Below are 16,003 nucleotides of genomic sequence, written 5' to 3'. Positions count from 1 at the left end.
GCTCTCCTCACAGACAAAAGGGGGTGGAACTCAGGGCTGACCACGGCGCATGGACTCGACCTGCTCGGACGCCCGACGCGCCTCGGTCCGCATGGGCACCGCGCGGGCCAGCGCCGACGCGAGGTCCGCGTCCGCCGCGGCCTGACGGAAGCGCAGCTCCGCGGCCTCCTGCTCACCTTCCTGGATCAACCGCTCCCCGTCGGAGATCTGCTGCCGCGCGAACTCCAGGTGCCGGGCCGCCTCCGGGATGTTGGGGGCCTGCGAGTTCTCAGCCGAGCGCAGGGCCGCCTCGGCCTGGACGCGTTGCTGGTGGGTGGCGTTCGTAATCACCTGCTTGCCTGCACAGCCAACGGTGGCGAAGCAGAGCAGGGCGGCGGCGAACAGCTTCGGGCGCATGGGTCACCTCAAGCCGGGTGGGTTGGAATGCTGGGACGCACCGGCGGCCCCAGGGGGAGTCGGTTCAGAAAATGGGGGGCGTCGGTCCGCTCGGCATCGGCGTCCCATTCCCCTCAGGCTCGCTGGCCAAGGGGGTTGACAGGCGTCGTGTAGGGAACGAGGCGCACAGGCGGCAGAAGCTCCGCCAGCGTGTCGCCGGCTGTCCGGCCGCACGGGCTGCTGGCCGCGCGGCGGGAGGGGCGCTAGAGGTGGAACATGCGCCTGCACCTCGTGGACGGCACGTATGAGCTGTACCGGGCCCACTATTCGCCCCGGCCGGGCACCACCGCGCCGGACGGGCGCGACGTGAAGGCCACGGCGGGGGTGATGGATTCACTGCTCTCGCTGTTGCACGACGACGCGGAGGCGGTGACACACGTGGCGGTGGCGTTCGACAACCCCATCCGCTCGTTCCGCAACGCGCTGTTCGCTGGCTACAAGGGGGATGACGGCGTGCCGCCGGAGCTGCGCGCGCAGTTCGACCTGGTGGAGCAGGCGGTGGAGGCGCTGGGCGTGCGCGTGTGGTCCATGAAGGACCATGAAGCGGACGACGCGCTCGCCACGGCGGCGGCGCGCTGGGCCGCCGAGGTGGACCAGGTGCGGCTGCTCACGCCGGACAAGGACCTGGGCCAGTGCGTGCGGGGCCAGCGCGTGGTGCAGGTGGACCGGCGCCAGCAGAAGGTGATGGACGCGGAGGCCGTGGAGGCGAAGCTGGGCGTGGCCCCCAGGAGCATCCCGGACCTGCTGGCCTTGATGGGCGACGACGCGGACGGCATCCCCGGGCTGCCGGGCTTCGGGGCGAAGGGGGCGGCGACGGTGCTCCAGGCCTACGGGCACCTGGAGGCCATCCCGGACAGCGCGGCGGAATGGACGGCGAAGCCCCGGGGGGCGGACAAGCTGGCGGCGACGCTGAAGGCACACCGTGAGAACGCGCGGCTGTACCGGACGCTGGCCACCCTGGTGGAGGACGCGCCGCTGCCGGGCACGCAGGCGCTGGCGGACCTGGAGTGGAAGGGCGTTCCGGAAGCGCGCTTCAAGGCGTTCTGTGAAGGATTGGGATTGAAGACCCTCCAGCGGCGACCAAAGCGCTGGGCGGTCTGAAGAGGAAACCATGAGCATCGAACTGAAGCCGCCGTCGTCGGATGACTGGGTCCCCACGCTGGAGGACACGCCGTTCGCCCGGGTGGGGGGCGAAGAGGCGGTCCACGCGCTGGCGGAGGCCTTCTACGACGTGATGGACGCGGAGGAGCCCGCGCTCGCGCACGTCCACGAACTGGATGCGCAGGGGAAGGTGAACCGGGGCACGCGCGAGCGCTTCGGCATGTTCCTGGTGGGCTGGCTGGGCGGTCCCCAGCACTACAGCGCGACGCACGGGCACCCCCGGCTGCGCATGCGCCACGGCCACGTGCCGGTGGACCTGTCGATGCGGGATGCCTGGCTGCGCTGCATGCACAAGGCGATGGACCGCCAGGGCATCACGGGCGGCCTGCGCCGCTTCCTGGAGGACCGCTTCGCCCACACGGCGAACTTCCTGCGCAACACGGAGGGGTGAGGCGGCGGCGGACGGTCTCCGGTCTGGCGTAGCATCGCGCCATGCGCACGCAGCCGCGGCCCCCGCGCCCTGAAGCCGCTTCCGACGATGATGCCTTCGCCAGCCCGTCCGTCGACGGGCTGGTGCCCCTGTTCGAGCGGGCGCTGGCGGATGCCACCAGCGCTTCGAGCAGCCGGCAGGTCGCGGCCCTCAATGCCTGCATCGAGCGGATGGCCCGGACGGAGGATCCGGAGAAGCTCGCGCCCGTCCTGCATGCGCTCCTCGCGAAGGACGGGGTGAACCGCCTGGTGGACGAGCAGGGCGTGCCCGTTGGCATCGCCGCCACCCGGGCGTTGCTGGCCCTGTCCTATCCGCATCCGCTGGAGGTCTCTCCGGAGCGCCTGGAGACCCTGCGCCAGTTCGACGACTTCATCGTGCCCCCGGCCCCGAGCGGCAAGCTGTTCGTCGTGCTGGCGGTGGCGGCCCTGTTCCAGGCGATGTTCTTCGTCACCACGCATGGCAGCCCCTTCTTCGAAGGGCTCAGCGTGGAGGCCCTCGCGGGAATGGACCCCGCGTCCCTGCCGCCCCCCACCCTCTGGGAGCGCATCAAGGACGGCCTCGCGCCCTTGGGGAAGGTCGTGAAGCCCGCGGTGCCGTGGATCCAGTTCATCGCCAGCGCCCTGGGCTACCTCTTCGCGGTCGCCATCGCGGACACGGCCCGGGAGCGGCTCCTGGCCCGGCGCGGTTTCGTGGTGCTGGGGACCCTGGGCCTGGCGGCGGGCTTCCTGTTGCCGCTGCATGGCTCCCAGCCCCTGGGGGCCTTCGCCTCCGCCATCGGGGCATTGCTCGCGGCGCACAACCTGCCGAAGCCCATCGACCGACGGACCGCCTGAGTGCCCGCCTGCTCCGTCATGGCCAGACGGACACGGCGCCCCCACCCTCTCCTTTTCACCAGCAGGGGCTCGCTGCTCAGGTCAGTGGCCCGGACGGGAGTTGGGACAGATGCGCTCGAACAATGATGTCTGGAAGGCGGCGGGCTTCGGGGTGCTGGCGGGCATGCGCACCATGACGGCGCCCGCGTTCCTCGCGGCCTCGCTGTCGAAGAAGCCCAGCCGCGTGTTGAAGCGGGCCTTGCCGGGCCTCACGTCGCAGAAGGCGGCCCACAGGCTGGGCCTGATGGCGCTCGGGGAGATGGTGGCGGACAAGTCGCCCAAGGCCCTGCCGCGCATCGACCGCAAGGTCATCGCCGGCCGCATCATCGCCGGGGCCATCACCGGCGCCGCCGTGTCGCGTGAGCGCAAGGGCGCCAGGCTGGGGCTCGCGCTCGTCGGCGCGGCGGCCGCCATCGCCTCCAGCTACTTCTTCTACGGCTTCCGCACGCTCGCGTCGGACAAGCTGAAGGTGCCCAACCTGCTCGCGGGCCTCATCGAGGACGGCCTCGCGCTGGCCCTGGGCTCCCGCCTCTCCGGACAGCTGCGCTAGCAAGGCCGCGGGCTCACCCCGGCGCCCTGCCGGCGGTGAGCCGCGCCTCCAGCCGCTCCAGCACCGCGTGCTCCGCCCGCGCCCGCTCCGCCAGGGGCGCGAAGAGCAGTCGCGAGCGCAGGCCCATGCCTTCCGTGAGTTCGAACCGGCGCAGGTCCTCCGGCAGCGCGAGCAGCACCTCGCCCAGCGGACGGACCCGGTGCAACTGATAGGAGCCCGCGGCCTCCAGGGCGCGCACCACGTCGGCCTCGGATTCGGCGCGTGAGAGGGCCTCGCGCGCCTGCTCCTCGTAGCGCAGCCCCGCCTCCACCCGCTCCTCCAGGTCCGCGAGCACCGCGGCCGAGGTGCGCTGGGCCTCCCTCAGGAGCCGCAGCGGATCCAACGCCCGCTCCACCCGGCGCCGCACCGCCGGAGACGGCGCCCGCGCGCGCCCCTCCACCCGGGACAGCACCGCGTCGCGGTAGCTCGCGGCGAAGCAGACCACGAACAGCGCCTCCTCCAGCGGCGCCCGCTCACGCCCGGCCAGCCCCTCCGACAACGAACCCAGGCCTTCTCCGGTGAGCACGTACCGGCGTCCCCGAGGCAGTCCCTTCACCGCCGCGCCCGTGGCGGCCTCCGCGTGGCCCGCGCGCACCAGCCGCTCCAGCGTCCGCCGCACCTGCGTGAGGTCGATGTCCTGCGAAGGCCGGGTGACGTCGTGCTCCACCCAGTTGGTGAACAGCAGGAAGAAGAAGCGCACGTCCGACACGCGGAAGCCGCCCGCCCGCGCCCCCGCGCCATGCGCCGCGAGCAGGGCCGCCTGCACGAACGTCGCCTGCGTGTCGATGTAGCCCAACCGCGCCGTCAGGGTGCTGTTCCGCGCCATGTCTCCCAGGATGCCAGCACCCGCCGCCGCCGTCGCCTTGCTCACAGGTGACAGTGTCAGCTCGGGTGGGGCACAGGAACTCCGGGTCCGCCCGTATGAAGCACAGCTCGCATTACCGGGAGGACACCCATGCTGCCCTGGCTCTTCGCCATCGCCGTCGTCTGCTTTTTCATCGAGCAGCGCTTCCATGGCTGGAGATTGCCCCGCGTGCGCGGCTGGCACCTGCGCGTGGTGATCATCAACCTGGCGCAGGTGGGCGTGGTGGTGCTGGCCGGCTACACCTGGGAGAGGTGGCTCTCCGCCTTCTCCCTCTTCCACCTGTCCCGGCACGTGGGGCCGGTGGTGGGGGGCGTGGTGGCGTACCTGGTGGCCACGTTCGTCTTCTACTGGTGGCACCGCGCCCGGCACGAGAGCGACCTGCTCTGGCGGCTGTTCCATCAAATCCATCACAGCCCCCAGCGGCTGGAGGTCATCACCAGCTTCTACAAACACCCGCTGGAGATGATGGCCAACAGCATCATCGGCGGGGTGCTCGTCTACACGGTGCTGGGCTTGAGTCCGGCGGCGGGCGCCATCTACACGGCCTGCTGCGCGCTGGGCGAATACTTCTATCACACCAACATCCGCACCCCGCGCTGGGTGGGCTGGTTCTTCCAGCGGCCGGAGATGCACCGCATCCACCACGAGCACGGCAAGCACCGCGACAACTACGGGGACCTGCCGCTGTGGGACATGCTGTTCGGCACCTACGCGAACCCCGCCACCTGGGACGCCACCTGCGGCTTCGACGACGCGCGTGAGCAGCGGCTGGGCGACATGCTCGCCTTCCGGGACGTGCACCGCCCATGAGCGGTGGCACACTGGCGCCCCCCGCTTGTTTCGTGAGGTTCGTCCCATGGCCAGCTCGCGCCGGCAGTTCCTGACCCACACCGTGATTGGACTCGCGAGTACCACCGTCTCCGCGGCCCCGGACGCGGGCTCGTCCCCTCCCGCCGGGGCCCCGCCCACCTTTGGCGCGGGTCCCACGGTGGGTCCGGAGGTCAGCCCCGTCACCTTCGCGGAGGCGGAGAAGCTGATGCAGGTCCAGCTCACGCCCGCCGAGCGCACCCAGGCCGCCAGCAACTGGCGCGTGTCCATGGCCCCGCTGCACGAGCGCCGCAATGGCCCCCGCAAGCTCGCGCTGGAGCCCACGCTGTCGCCCGCCTCCCAGTGGAACCCCACGCTGCCTGGACAGCAGGAGACGCGCCCCGCGAAGGCCCGCTTCGTCCGGAGCCGCGACGCGAAGACGCCCCTGCCCACGAAGGACGAGGACATCGCCTTCGCGCCGCTCTCGCAGCTGGCCCGCTGGGTGGAGTCGCGCGCCCTCACGTCGGAGCGGCTCACCCAGCTCTACCTGGAGCGCCTGAAGCGCTTCGACCCGAAGCTCCAGTGCGTCATCACCCTGACGCCGGAGCTGGCGCTCGCGCAGGCCCGGCAGGCGGACAAGGACATCGCCGCGGGCCGGTACAAGGGCCCGCTGCACGGCATCCCCTGGGGGGCCAAGGACCTGGTGGACACCGCGGGCATCCGCACCACCTACGGCGCCGAGCCCTTCCGCGACCGCGTCCCCACCACCGACGCCACCGTGGTGGACCGGCTGCACAAGGCGGGCGCCGTGCTGGTGGCGAAGCTCAGCCTGGGCGCGCTGGCGCTCAATGACGTCTGGTTTGGCGGCGAGACGAAGAACCCGTGGCTGCTGGAAGAGGGCTCCTCCGGCAGCAGCGCGGGCCCGGGCGCGGCGACGGCGGCGGGGCTGGTGGGCTTCTCGCTGGGCAGCGAGACGGGCGGCAGCATCGTGTCCCCGTCCATGCGCTGCGGCATCACCGGCCTGCGGCCCACCTTCGGCCGCGTGCCGCGCACCGGCGCGATGACGCTGTGCTGGTCGCTGGACAAGCTGGGGCCCATGACGCGCGGGGTGGAGGACTCGCTGCTGGTCCTCGCCGCGCTCAACGGCCCGGACGCGGGCGACGTGGCGAGCGTGCCCGCGAAGCTCGACTTCGACGCGAACGCGAGCGTGAAGGGCCTGCGCGTGGGCTACGTCCCAGCGTGGATGAAGGAGAGCCCCGCGACGGACGTGGACCGCGCGGCGCTGGAGGCGCTCAAGGGCCTGGGGATGACCCCGGTGGAGGTGCGGTTCCCCGACTGGCCGTACTCCGCCCTCAACGTCATCCTCTTCGCGGAGGCCGCCGCCGCCTTCGAGGACCTCACGCTCAGCCACGGCGTGGACGCGCTGAAGATGCAGGTGCCCGACGCGTGGCCCAACCTCTTCCGCCAGTCGCGCTTCCTGTCCGCGGTGGACTTCGTGCAGGCGGACCGGCTGCGCCGCAAGGTGGCCCAGGAGATGGCCCGCGTCATGTCCCAGGTGGACGTGCTGCTCGTGCCTTCCCTGCGCGACGAAGCCCTCACCATCTCCAACCACACCGGCCACCCGTCCCTCACCCTGCGCACCGGCTTCGTGGAGGTGTCCAAGGCCCGCAGCGACTGGGCCCCGGACCCCAGGCGCCCCATGCCCACCTTCGCCACCCCGCGCCGCGTGCCCCACGGCGTGACGCTCATTGGCCAGCTCTTCGACGAAGGCACCCTGGGCCGCGTGGGCATCGCCCTGGAGCGCGCGGCCGGCGTCGCGAAGGAGCGCCCGGCCGGCTTCTAGGCCTCTGGGCGATTGATTTGACAGGTCAGTCCAGAATCCTTAAGTAGTCCCCATGGCTCGCACGAAAGAGTTCGACCGCGATGAGGCCGTCCGGCGGGCCATGACCGTGTTCTGGGAGCAGGGCTACGAGGCCACGTCCACGGACGACCTGCTGCGCGCCATGGGCATCGGGCGCCAGAGCATGTACGACACGTTCGGGGACAAGCACGGCCTCTACCTGGAGGCCGTGCGGCGCTACCAGGCGGAGTTTGGCGCCAACATGATGGAGCGCCTGCGCTCCAAGGCGTCGCCCCTGGCCTGCATCCGGGAGTTCCTCCTCTCCATCCCCAATGGCAGCCCCAGGGAGCGCGCCCGGGGGTGCTTTTCGGTGAACGCCACCACGGAGCGGGCGCACGCGGATCCAGAGGTCGCCTCGCTGCTCAAGTCCAACGTGGGGCCGGAGGTGATGACGCGCGTCGTGCGCGAGGCCCAGCAGAAGGGGGAGCTCAACCCCCGCCTGGACGCCCGCGCCGCCGCGAACCTCCTGCTCACCACCACCGCGGGCCTGCGCGTGAGCGCCAAGGCGGGGCTTCCTCCCGAAGCCCTCCGCGACGTCGTGGACCTCACCCTCGCGGGCCTCAAGGCCCAGTAACCCCGCCTGCCTTCGTCGAAGACCCGGCTGGCGTCTTCGCATGCCTTTATCTGGATTGTTCAGTCAAATATCCGCCGTGAAGGAGTCCACACCATGTCGATGGATCGCTACTACCTGTTGGGCCGCTCGGGGCTGCGGGTCAGCCCGCTCTCGCTGGGGACGATGACGTTCGGGAAGGACGGGCCGTACGGCGGCGCCTGGGGTTCGACGGACGCGACCTCCCGGGCGTTGTTCGACCGCTACCTGGAGGCGGGGGGCAACTTCATCGACACGGCCGACTACTACACCGCGGGCACCAGCGAGACGCTGCTGGGGAAGTTCATGGAGGAGCGGGGCGTGCGGGACCGCGTCGTGCTGGCCAGCAAGTACTCCTACAACAGCACCACGCCGGGCGACCCCAACGCGGGGGGCAACGGCCGCAAGAACATGATGCGCGCGGTGGAGGCGTCGCTGCGTCGGCTGCGCACGGACTACATCGACCTGTACCTGCTGCACACCTGGGACCGCATCACGCCGGCGGAGGAGGTCGTCCGCACGTTCGACGACCTCGTGAGGGCCGGGAAGATCCGCTACGCGGGCCTGTCCGACGTGCCGGCCTGGTACGCGGCGCGCGCGCAGACCTGGGCGGAGGCCCACGCGCTGACGCCGATCATCAACCTCCAGCTCCAGTACTCGCTGGTGGAGCGCTCGCTGGAGCCGGAGTTCGCGCCGCTCGCGCAGACGCTGGGCATGGGCATCACCGCGTGGAGCCCCCTGGGCATGGGCCTGCTCTCCGGCAGGTACAAGCCCAGCGAGGGCCGCCCCCAGGGCGAGGGCCGGCTCACGTCGGCGGTGGGCGGTGAGCATTTGGGCTTGTTCAACGAGCGCAACTGGGGCGTGGTCGCCACGCTGGAGAAGGTGGCGAAGGAGCTGGGCCGGGACATGTCCCAGGTGGCGCTCAACTGGGTGGCGACGCAGCCCGGGGTGGGGTCCGTCATCATCGGCGCGAGCAGCCTGACGCAGCTGGACGGCAACCTCGCCGCGCTCGACTTCACGATCCCCGCGGGCCTGCGCCAGCAACTGGAGGAGGTCAGCGCTCCGGCCGTGCCGTTCCCCCACGGGATGTTCTCCAATCCCTACCAGCTCAACATGCACGGCAACGCGGCGGTGGGGGACAAGCCCGCGGGCTACACGTCCCCGGTCTTCACCGGCCTGGCGCCCACGGTCGGCTAGGACACGTCCGTCCCCTCCAGCGGGGCGGGGGGGACGGCGAATCCGCGTCCGCGGAGCCACTGGGCTTCGTGGACGCGCGCCTACACCTTTCCACGCTTCTTGAAGCCAGGGAGGGTGTATGTCATTGAGACGATCAGGGGTGGGGTTGTGGTGGACGCTGGCGCTGCTGGTGGCGCCGGGCGCCCATGCGTTCAGTGATGCGGACGCGGTGCGGGTGTTCACCTTCGCCCGCGCGCAGCTCGCGGACACCACGGCGGAGATGCCGAGCGTGAACCGCTCGCCCAAGGCCTCGCTGTCCAATGGGACGTGGACCACGGTGGCCAACACCGACCGCATCGCCTGGACCCAGGGGTTCTTCCCCGGGAGCATGTGGTTCATGTACCAGGTGGCGAGCGAGCCCGTCTGGCGCGACCGCGCGGACCTGTGGACGCGGCCCCTGGAGGTCCAGAAGACGAACACGGAGACCCACGACCTGGGCTTCAAGATGTTCCTGAGCTACGGCAACGCCTGGCGACTCACAGGCAACACGTACTACCGCGACGTGCTGCTCACCTCCGCCGGGTCGCTGGCCACGCGCTACAACAGCACCATCGGCATCATCGACTGTTGTGATTGGAACTCGAGCTGGGACATCCCGCTCGTCACCGACACGATGGTGGACATCGAGCTGCTGCTCTGGGGCGCGCAGAACGGCGGCCCGGCCGTGTGGCGCACCATGGCGGTGAACCACGCGCTCAAGACGCTCGCGGACGCGGTGCGCCCGGACGGCAGCTCGTACCACTACGTGGACTACCGCGCGAACGGCACCATCCGTTCGCGCGGCACCTTCCAGGGCTACTCCAGCACGTCCACCTGGGCGCGCGGGCAGGCGTGGCTCATCTACGGCTACACGATGGTGTACCGCTACACGGGCGACGCGCGCTTCCTGGATGCGGCGCGCAAGGTGACGGACTACTACCTGGCGAACCTGCCCGCGGACCGCGTGCCCAACTGGGACTTCAATGCGCCCAGCCAGTCCAAGGACTCGTCCGCCGCGGCCGTCGTCGCGTCGGCGCTGCTGGAGCTGAGCGCCCTGGAGACGGACGCCGCCCGGCGCACGACCTACCGCAACGCCGCGCTGGGGATGCTCGACTCGCTGGTGTCGCCCGCGTACTTCGCGCAGGGCACCAACAGCCCGGGCCTGCTGCTGCACGGCGTGGGCAACTTCCCCGCGGGCCAGGAGATCAACGTCAGCCTCATCTACGGCGACTACTACTTCCTGGAGGCGCTGCTGCGCTTCAACCCGCGCCCCAACTACCCCTGGTACTCGAAGCTGGACTTCTACCGGAGCCAGCACCTGCTGGGCACCACCAACACGGGCATCCGCAACGTGGAGTTCGACCTCACACCGCTGGCGGACAACCTCAACGGCGGCGTCGTGGGGTGGGCGGACAGCTCCACGGAGGTGACGTCCTTCACGCGGCTGAACATGGCGGTGCGCATGAGCCCGGAGGGCATCTTCCAGGTGCGCAACGGCGGGGGCTACTCGTGGATCCGCCGGGTGCCGTACGTGCGGGGCCAGACGTACCACTTCCGCATGCGCGTGGACCTGAATGCCCGGCGCTACACCGTGTGGGTGACGCCGCCTGGCGCCGCGGAGCTCCTGCTGGTGGACAACGTCGCCTTCCGCTCGGATGCGCCGGCCATCAACGACCTGGGCCGCGCCGCGGTCATCTCCACCGTGGTGGACAGCGACTTCCGGGTGAACAACCACCGCGTCTTCGCGCCCGCGCTGGCCCCGGGCGTGACGCAGGCCGCAGGGGCGGCGCCACCCGCGCCCCTGCCTGAGGCCCTGTGGCGGGAGCTGGATGCCCCGGAGCGGGTCTCTGCCGGGCCCGCCGGGCCGTCCGAGCGCTGACGGCACGTCCGCCGCCCGGTGGCCCGCCCGTAGGGAGGGATGGGCCGCCGGGGATGCGTCGGGCCCCGGAGGCGATTAAATCCGCCGGGTGATGAACCTGGACCTCTTCCCCCCGGAGCCGCCTGCACGCCCCCCGCCGGGCCCTGGCCCGCTCGACCGGCTGCTCAAGGTGTCGCGCATCTACCTGGAGCCGGCGGTGGAGGAGCACGCGCGCGGCCGGGAGATTTTGGCGCGCTTCCCGGACGCGGAGCGGGTGGTGGTGCCTTCCCACCAGAACATCCCCGGCCTGTTCGGCAACGCCGGCAACGTGGAGTCGTGGAACCGCATCAAGGGCAGCACCCTGGTGCTGGGCGTGAAGAAGACGCTGTCCTTCATCGCCAATGATCGCAGCTCGGACTTCATCGCGCCCTCGACGGCGAACGGCTGCGTGATGGCGTGCGCGTACTGCTACGTCCCGCGCAACAAGGGCTATGCGAACCCCGTCACGGTGTTCGTGAACATCGACGGCATCGCGGCGGCCCTCCGCAAGCACGCGCACAAGCGGGGCCCCAAGCTCGTGCACAACACCGTGGATCCGCGCTACTGGGTCTACGACATCGGGTGCAACAGCGACTGCTCCGCGGACGCCGCCCTCAGCGACAACGTGAAGGACCTGGTGCGGCTGTTCACCACGCTGCCCAACGCCAAGGGCAGCTTCGCCACCAAGCTGGTCAACCGCGAGCTGCTCACCTACGAGCCCAAGGGCAAGACGCGCGTGCGCTTCAGCCTGATGCCCCATGCGCAGGCGAAGCTGCTGGACGTGCGCACGGACCCCATCGCGGAGCGCATCGCCGCCATCGACGACTTCGTGGCCGCCGGCTACGAGGTGCACCTCAACTTCTCTCCCGTCGTCCTCCAGGAGGGCTGGCAGGACGCCTACGCGGAGCTGTTCCAGCAGGTGGACGACGGAATTGGCGCCGCGGCGAAGGCGCAGCTCGCGTGTGAGATCATCTTCCTCACGCACAACGCCGGCCTGCACGAGGTGAACCTGCGCTGGCACCCGAAGGCGGAGGCGGTGCTGTGGACGCCGGACATCCAGGAGACCAAGGTGTCCCAGGGCGGCGGCGTCAACGTGCGCTATCGCACCGGTTTCAAGGGACGCCACGTGGCGGAGTTCCAGGAGCTGCTCGCGCGGCACCTGCCGTATTGCCGCGTGCGGTATGCCTTCTAAGTTGGAGCGATGCACGGGCTGCTGCGGGCCGCTGCTGCGGCTGGAGAGCGCGCCTCCTGCACCTGGGTCTGCTCACCCCTCACGACGCGCACTGCGGCCACGCTGACGAGCCTCTCGTGGCCCTCGGAGGCCGCAGGCCTTACCGAACGCCATCTGGATCCGCGCCCCGCGCGGCCTGCCTCTCCACATCTGTCCTAAACCAAGGGGAGCCGTGCCGTCAGGAAGCGCACGGCCTTGTCCGACAGACGCAGCGGCTGCGGACCGCCCCCCTCCAGGAACTCCCTGACGCCAGGGCTTGCCTCCTTGCGGCCGCCCACGAACACGATCCAGGTCCCGTCGCCACGGTAGTCGTGAGCGTACCGGGCGACGAGCGTCCCCTCGCGGAAGATTTCATAGTGATAGTCGCCGAATGGCTCGCGGCCGTGGCCCACCTGCTTGACGGTCAGCCGTGGAGGCGGCGCGGACGTACGTTTCATCGCGGGAGACTCACTGTGGCTTCGGGCCTGGGGTGGAGCATGAGGTGGAGTGAGTCATTGCGTGGTGGGTGCATTGACGTTCCCACATCCGCTCAGCCCCAGGCCAGACATGGCTGGTTTCGAGGCCGGGGGTGAGGTCGGGCCTGGCTTGGGCCTTCGCTCCCGTTTCCCGCCGCATCCGTAGCGCTCACCAGCAGCGGGCCCGCTCACTCCGCCCGCTTGCGGCGCCGCGACATGATGCGGCTCAGGGCCACCTCGGTGATGCCGAGGTAGGCCGCCACATCGCGCTGGGGAATCCTCCCCTTCAGGTGGGGGTGCTCCTCCCAGAACTTCACGAGGCGCTCCTCCGCGGACAGCTCCAGGAAGTCCTGCTCACGGCGCTCCTTGAGGACGAAGTGCTGCTCGGCCACCCGGCGCGCCAGTCGCTCCCAGCACACGTGGCCCCGCTCCAGTTGCTGGAAGTCCTGCGTCTGGAACACCAGCACGTGGCTCGGCTCGAGCGCTTCAATCGAAGTCATGGACGGCAGCCGCTGCAACATCTCCGCATAGGCGCCGATCAGCTCTCCCTCGGCGCGGAAGGCCTTGATGGACTCGACCCCGCTTGGCGACACGCGCACGCCCCGGAAGACGCCCTGGAGCACCACGGCGAACCGGTCCGCCGGGTCCCCTGGACGCATGAAGTGTTCCCGCTTCGCGAGCGACTGCTCCTTCGCCACGGCTTCGGCCTTCGCCCACTCCTCGGGAGGGAGCGGGACCAGGGTGGCGAGGCGCTCGAAGAGCTTCGGGAATCTCACGTCGCGGGACCTGGGCTTGACCTGGGTTAAGGCGGAGGCGGCTTCGGGAAACATATACCGGGGGCATGTCCCTCAACGTCTATGCCGTGGCCACGCCCTTCGTCATCGCCCTGGCCCTGGCGGAGTTCGCCTGGTGCGTGGCGCGGCGCAACGGCTACTACAGCTTCCAGGACTCCATCGCGAGCATGGGCACGGCGGTGATGAACCAGTGCGTCAACGTCGCGGTGGCCCTGCTGGTGCTGCCCCTCTTCACGCAGCTGGGCCAGTACGCACCGTGGCAACTGGACGCTTCGTCGCCGCTGTCGCTGGTGGCGCTCTTCCTGGGCGTGGACTTCCTCTTCTACTGGTTCCACCGCTTCGGGCACCGCACCAACATCGGCTGGGCGGCCCACTCGCCGCACCACTCCACCGAGGAGCTCAACTACGCGGTGGCCTTGCGCGCGAGCGTGACGCAGCGCCTCTTCTCGTTCCTCTTCTACTGGCCGCTGGTGGTGGTGGGCTTCCCGCCGGAGGCGGTGCTGGCGATGGTGGCCTTCCACCTGGTGCTCCAGTTCATCCCGCATACGCGGGTCATCCCCAAGCTCCCCCGGTGGGTGGAGTCGTGGCTGAACACGCCGTCGCACCACCGCGTGCACCACGCGCGCAACGACGCCTACATCGACAAGAACTACGCGGGCTTCCTCATCATCTGGGACCGGATGTTCGGCACCTACGCGGAGGAGACCGAGGAGTGCTCCTACGGCCTGACCACCCCGGCGAACACCTGGGACCCGACGGCCATCAACTTCCAGGGGTGGGCCCGGCTCGTCGCGGACGCCGTCGCCACGAAGAGCCTGTGGGACCGGCTGCGCATCTGGGTGATGCCCACGGGCTGGCGGCCCTCGGACCTCCCTCCGCGCGCGTTGGGGTACTGGAAGCAGGAGGGCGTGGAGGTGAAGTACCACTCCCAGGAGCTGTCCGGCGTCCGTGGCTACCTCGTCTTCCAATTGTTCGCGTCGATGCCGTTCATGCTCCTGGTGAGCCACCATGCCTCACCGCTGTCGGGCTGGCAGAAGGTCGCGTTGAGCCTGCTGCTCTGGGCGATGGCGACCGCCTGGAGCGGGATGCTGGAGTCGAAGCGGTGGAGCGAACCGCTGGAGCTCGCGCGGGTGCTCGCCATGGGCGTGGGGGTGACGCTGTGGCTGGTGGGGGCCAGCGCGCCCCCGGCGTGGAGCGCGCTCACGGCGTCGTGGCTGATGGTCTCGCTGGTCTGGCTGCGGGTGGCGCGCGGTGGCGCCGGCCGGAAATCCCAGACGACAGCCTTCCCAGGCTGAGAGGAGCGCGTGCCCGCTCCCCTGGGGGGCGGCCGGCACGGGCTCAAGCGCCCTGCGACGCGATGAGCGCGAGGTTGCGCGGAGACAGGCGCGGATCAAAGAGCTGGAGGAGTTCGACCTGGAAGCCCAGCTCCTCCAGGAGGAACGCGCGATCCAACAGGAGCACGACCTCCAATGGCCTCGCGAAGCGGTCTCGCAGCAGATGGCAGAGCAGGAGGTCCCGCGTCTCGGCGCGAACGGACACCTCGAAGGCATCCAGCTCGGCGTCCGTCATGCCGGGATCGAGTTCCAGGCGCTCCAGGCGGTCGCGTGCGTAGACGGCGAAGCGTCCGTCATAGAGCGCCCGGGGCGCGTCTCCTGCCCTCACGAAGCCGCGCTCCGGAAAGCACCGCCTCGACAGGAGACCGAACGCGAAGCGCCACGCGTACACCCGCTTCATCCGCGCGAACTCCGCCTCGGTCTTGTGATGCCGTCCCCGCGTCGTCAGCGCCAGCGCATGCGGGGTGAAGGGCAGCGGATGCACGCCCCCGAAGCGGGAGACGGGGTAATCCCGAGGGGCCTCCAGCTTGTCGTAGCAGCAGCCGATGTTCAGGACGAAGCCCGCCCCCTGGCTCTTGCGGAGCTGCGTGAGGGCGAGCGGCCCGCAGGTGTGCAGGCCGATGGAGGCCCGGTCCCGGCCGGAGAAGAGCGGATCAATCCGCGGTTGGAGCCCGTCCTCGACGGAGGCCTGGATGAAACACAGGGTGTCCCCGTTCAGGGAGTGGGTTCTCGTCAGCCACCGCCGGCCCTTGTCCTGCAACGCGGCGTCCCGGTCGATGCTGTGGAAGGTCCACCCGAACGTCCGCGCACAGAGGCGGGCGAGGTGTCCCATGCCGCCGCCGATATCGACCGCCTCGCGAATGAAGCGCGTCCTGGGCGCGAGCAGGTCGAGCACCCGCCCGAGCTCGTGGGTCTTCTTGGCGCTGAGCCCCTGCGTCTGGGCGACCGTCAGCGCGTGATGGCCCTCGTGCCAGGGCAGCGCCGTCAGTTCCTGGAGCGCGCCCAGGAGCGTGCTCAAGGACGGAGGCGGGACGCCCACGAGCGCCCCCTGGTCCAACTGGCGCTCGCCCGCTTCATCAAGCGACCGGGCATAGGCCAGCCAGTCCTCGGGCCAGGCGGCGCCGGACCCGGGCCAGCCCTGGAGGATGGAGCGGGACCAGAGCGGGGACCAGGGCCGGAGTTGGTGCGTGAGCGCCTCGAGTCGCGCCTGGAAGTCCATGGCGGCGCATCCTATGCGCCACCGCTCCGACAGTTCGTGATGACGGGGCCGAACTCCCAGGGGATTGGAGGCGATCCTTCGGAAGCGCGCGGAGACCCCGGGGTGAAGACGAGAAGGCCCCCGGTCCACGATGCGCGGGCAGGGGGCCTTCAGGACAGCTCAGGTCAGCGGTTGGCGTCAGGCGCACCGCATGCGCATGTCACCGGCCCT

The 16,003-nt window shown here is 70.3% G+C and carries 16 protein-coding genes; 11 read left to right on the top strand and 5 right to left on the bottom strand.

All coding sequences use genetic code 11. The features are described from left to right. Positions 1–30: 30 nt before the first annotated feature. Positions 31–396, bottom strand: a complete 366-nt coding sequence (locus tag OV207_RS15775) for a DUF4398 domain-containing protein (protein ID WP_193349827.1) — start codon at positions 394–396, stop codon at positions 31–33. Between the two features lie 255 nt (positions 397–651). Here OV207_RS15775 and OV207_RS15770 point away from each other — a divergent pair, with 255 nt between their 5' ends. The 4 genes from OV207_RS15770 (at position 652) to OV207_RS15755 (ending at position 3,448) form a co-directional block, all read left to right on the top strand. Beyond that, entirely contained in the window at positions 652–1,536 is an 885-nt protein-coding gene (locus tag OV207_RS15770) for a 5'-3' exonuclease (RefSeq protein ID WP_267556030.1), read from the top strand. A 10-nt stretch (positions 1,537–1,546) separates the two neighbouring features. Further along, positions 1,547–1,987: a group II truncated hemoglobin gene (locus OV207_RS15765; protein WP_227027438.1), complete on the top strand. Its 441-nt coding sequence runs from the start codon at positions 1,547–1,549 to the stop codon at positions 1,985–1,987. 41 nt (positions 1,988–2,028) lie between these two features. Further along, positions 2,029–2,859 carry a hypothetical protein gene (locus OV207_RS15760; protein WP_267556029.1) on the top strand — a complete coding sequence of 277 codons (831 nt, stop codon included), beginning with the start codon at positions 2,029–2,031 and terminating at the stop codon, positions 2,857–2,859. Positions 2,860–2,968: 109 nt separating this feature from the next. Further along, positions 2,969–3,448 carry a DUF4126 family protein gene (locus OV207_RS15755; RefSeq protein ID WP_267556028.1) on the top strand — a complete coding sequence of 160 codons (480 nt, stop codon included), beginning with the start codon at positions 2,969–2,971 and terminating at the stop codon, positions 3,446–3,448. Positions 3,449–3,461: 13 nt separating this feature from the next. Here the strand turns inward: OV207_RS15755 and OV207_RS15750 are convergent, their stop codons facing one another. Continuing rightward, positions 3,462–4,313, bottom strand: coding sequence for a hypothetical protein (locus tag OV207_RS15750; RefSeq protein ID WP_193349823.1), 852 nt, complete (start codon positions 4,311–4,313; stop codon positions 3,462–3,464). Between the two features lie 129 nt (positions 4,314–4,442). Here OV207_RS15750 and OV207_RS15745 point away from each other — a divergent pair, with 129 nt between their 5' ends. The 6 genes from OV207_RS15745 (at position 4,443) to OV207_RS15720 (ending at position 11,952) form a co-directional block, all read left to right on the top strand. After that, positions 4,443–5,162, top strand: coding sequence for a sterol desaturase family protein (locus OV207_RS15745; protein ID WP_267556027.1), 720 nt, complete (start codon positions 4,443–4,445; stop codon positions 5,160–5,162). 46 nt (positions 5,163–5,208) lie between these two features. After that, the gene (locus OV207_RS15740) at positions 5,209–7,002 is read left to right on the top strand and encodes an amidase (protein WP_267556026.1); all 1,794 of its coding nucleotides are present in this window, start codon (positions 5,209–5,211) and stop codon (positions 7,000–7,002) included. A 52-nt stretch (positions 7,003–7,054) separates the two neighbouring features. Next, entirely contained in the window at positions 7,055–7,633 is a 579-nt protein-coding gene (locus OV207_RS15735; RefSeq protein WP_267556025.1) for a TetR/AcrR family transcriptional regulator, read from the top strand. Positions 7,634–7,726: 93 nt separating this feature from the next. Then, positions 7,727–8,845, top strand: a complete 1,119-nt coding sequence (locus OV207_RS15730) for an aldo/keto reductase (protein WP_267556024.1) — start codon at positions 7,727–7,729, stop codon at positions 8,843–8,845. A 118-nt stretch (positions 8,846–8,963) separates the two neighbouring features. Continuing rightward, positions 8,964–10,742, top strand: a complete 1,779-nt coding sequence (locus OV207_RS15725; protein ID WP_267556023.1) for an alpha-12C2-mannosidase — start codon at positions 8,964–8,966, stop codon at positions 10,740–10,742. A 91-nt stretch (positions 10,743–10,833) separates the two neighbouring features. After that, a complete protein-coding gene (locus OV207_RS15720; RefSeq protein ID WP_267556022.1) occupies positions 10,834–11,952 on the top strand; it encodes a spore photoproduct lyase family protein in 1,119 nt (372 codons plus the stop codon). 194 nt (positions 11,953–12,146) lie between these two features. Here OV207_RS15720 and OV207_RS15715 read toward each other — a convergent pair whose 3' ends face one another. Both OV207_RS15715 and OV207_RS15710 read right to left on the bottom strand, forming a co-directional pair. Next, positions 12,147–12,428, bottom strand: a complete 282-nt coding sequence (locus OV207_RS15715; protein WP_267556021.1) for a hypothetical protein — start codon at positions 12,426–12,428, stop codon at positions 12,147–12,149. 206 nt (positions 12,429–12,634) lie between these two features. After that, positions 12,635–13,222, bottom strand: a complete 588-nt coding sequence (locus OV207_RS15710) for a Crp/Fnr family transcriptional regulator (RefSeq protein WP_267556020.1) — start codon at positions 13,220–13,222, stop codon at positions 12,635–12,637. A 65-nt stretch (positions 13,223–13,287) separates the two neighbouring features. On the opposite strand from OV207_RS15710, the gene OV207_RS15705 reads away from it, so the two are divergent. Continuing rightward, on the top strand, positions 13,288–14,535 hold the full coding sequence (locus OV207_RS15705) for a sterol desaturase family protein (protein ID WP_267556019.1): 1,248 nt from the start codon (positions 13,288–13,290) through the stop codon (positions 14,533–14,535). A 43-nt stretch (positions 14,536–14,578) separates the two neighbouring features. On the opposite strand, the gene OV207_RS15700 is transcribed toward OV207_RS15705, so the two are convergent. Next, entirely contained in the window at positions 14,579–15,793 is a 1,215-nt protein-coding gene (locus OV207_RS15700) for a methyltransferase (RefSeq protein WP_267556018.1), read from the bottom strand. Between the last annotated feature and the right edge of the window lie 210 nt (positions 15,794–16,003).

The organism is Corallococcus sp. BB11-1, assembly GCF_026626625.1.
In the GTDB taxonomy this organism is placed as follows: domain Bacteria; phylum Myxococcota; class Myxococcia; order Myxococcales; family Myxococcaceae; genus Corallococcus; species Corallococcus soli.
This window is presented reverse-complemented; position numbering and strand designations above follow the sequence as displayed.

What these genes read in the sequence shown, in the direction of transcription:
- OV207_RS15730 (WP_267556024.1), top strand. Translation starts at nt 7,727, where the DNA reads ATGTCGATGGATCGCTACTACCTGTTGGGCCGCTCGGGGCTGCGGGTC.
- OV207_RS15775 (WP_193349827.1), bottom strand. Translation starts at nt 396, where the DNA reads ATGCGCCCGAAGCTGTTCGCCGCCGCCCTGCTCTGCTTCGCCACCGTT.
- OV207_RS15765 (WP_227027438.1), top strand. Translation starts at nt 1,547, where the DNA reads ATGAGCATCGAACTGAAGCCGCCGTCGTCGGATGACTGGGTCCCCACG.
- OV207_RS15760 (WP_267556029.1), top strand. Translation starts at nt 2,029, where the DNA reads ATGCGCACGCAGCCGCGGCCCCCGCGCCCTGAAGCCGCTTCCGACGAT.
- OV207_RS15770 (WP_267556030.1), top strand. Translation starts at nt 652, where the DNA reads ATGCGCCTGCACCTCGTGGACGGCACGTATGAGCTGTACCGGGCCCAC.
- OV207_RS15725 (WP_267556023.1), top strand. Translation starts at nt 8,964, where the DNA reads ATGTCATTGAGACGATCAGGGGTGGGGTTGTGGTGGACGCTGGCGCTG.
- OV207_RS15715 (WP_267556021.1), bottom strand. Translation starts at nt 12,428, where the DNA reads ATGAAACGTACGTCCGCGCCGCCTCCACGGCTGACCGTCAAGCAGGTG.
- OV207_RS15740 (WP_267556026.1), top strand. Translation starts at nt 5,209, where the DNA reads ATGGCCAGCTCGCGCCGGCAGTTCCTGACCCACACCGTGATTGGACTC.
- OV207_RS15705 (WP_267556019.1), top strand. Translation starts at nt 13,288, where the DNA reads ATGTCCCTCAACGTCTATGCCGTGGCCACGCCCTTCGTCATCGCCCTG.
- OV207_RS15700 (WP_267556018.1), bottom strand. Translation starts at nt 15,793, where the DNA reads ATGGACTTCCAGGCGCGACTCGAGGCGCTCACGCACCAACTCCGGCCC.
- OV207_RS15750 (WP_193349823.1), bottom strand. Translation starts at nt 4,313, where the DNA reads ATGGCGCGGAACAGCACCCTGACGGCGCGGTTGGGCTACATCGACACG.
- OV207_RS15735 (WP_267556025.1), top strand. Translation starts at nt 7,055, where the DNA reads ATGGCTCGCACGAAAGAGTTCGACCGCGATGAGGCCGTCCGGCGGGCC.
- OV207_RS15755 (WP_267556028.1), top strand. Translation starts at nt 2,969, where the DNA reads ATGCGCTCGAACAATGATGTCTGGAAGGCGGCGGGCTTCGGGGTGCTG.
- OV207_RS15745 (WP_267556027.1), top strand. Translation starts at nt 4,443, where the DNA reads ATGCTGCCCTGGCTCTTCGCCATCGCCGTCGTCTGCTTTTTCATCGAG.
- OV207_RS15720 (WP_267556022.1), top strand. Translation starts at nt 10,834, where the DNA reads ATGAACCTGGACCTCTTCCCCCCGGAGCCGCCTGCACGCCCCCCGCCG.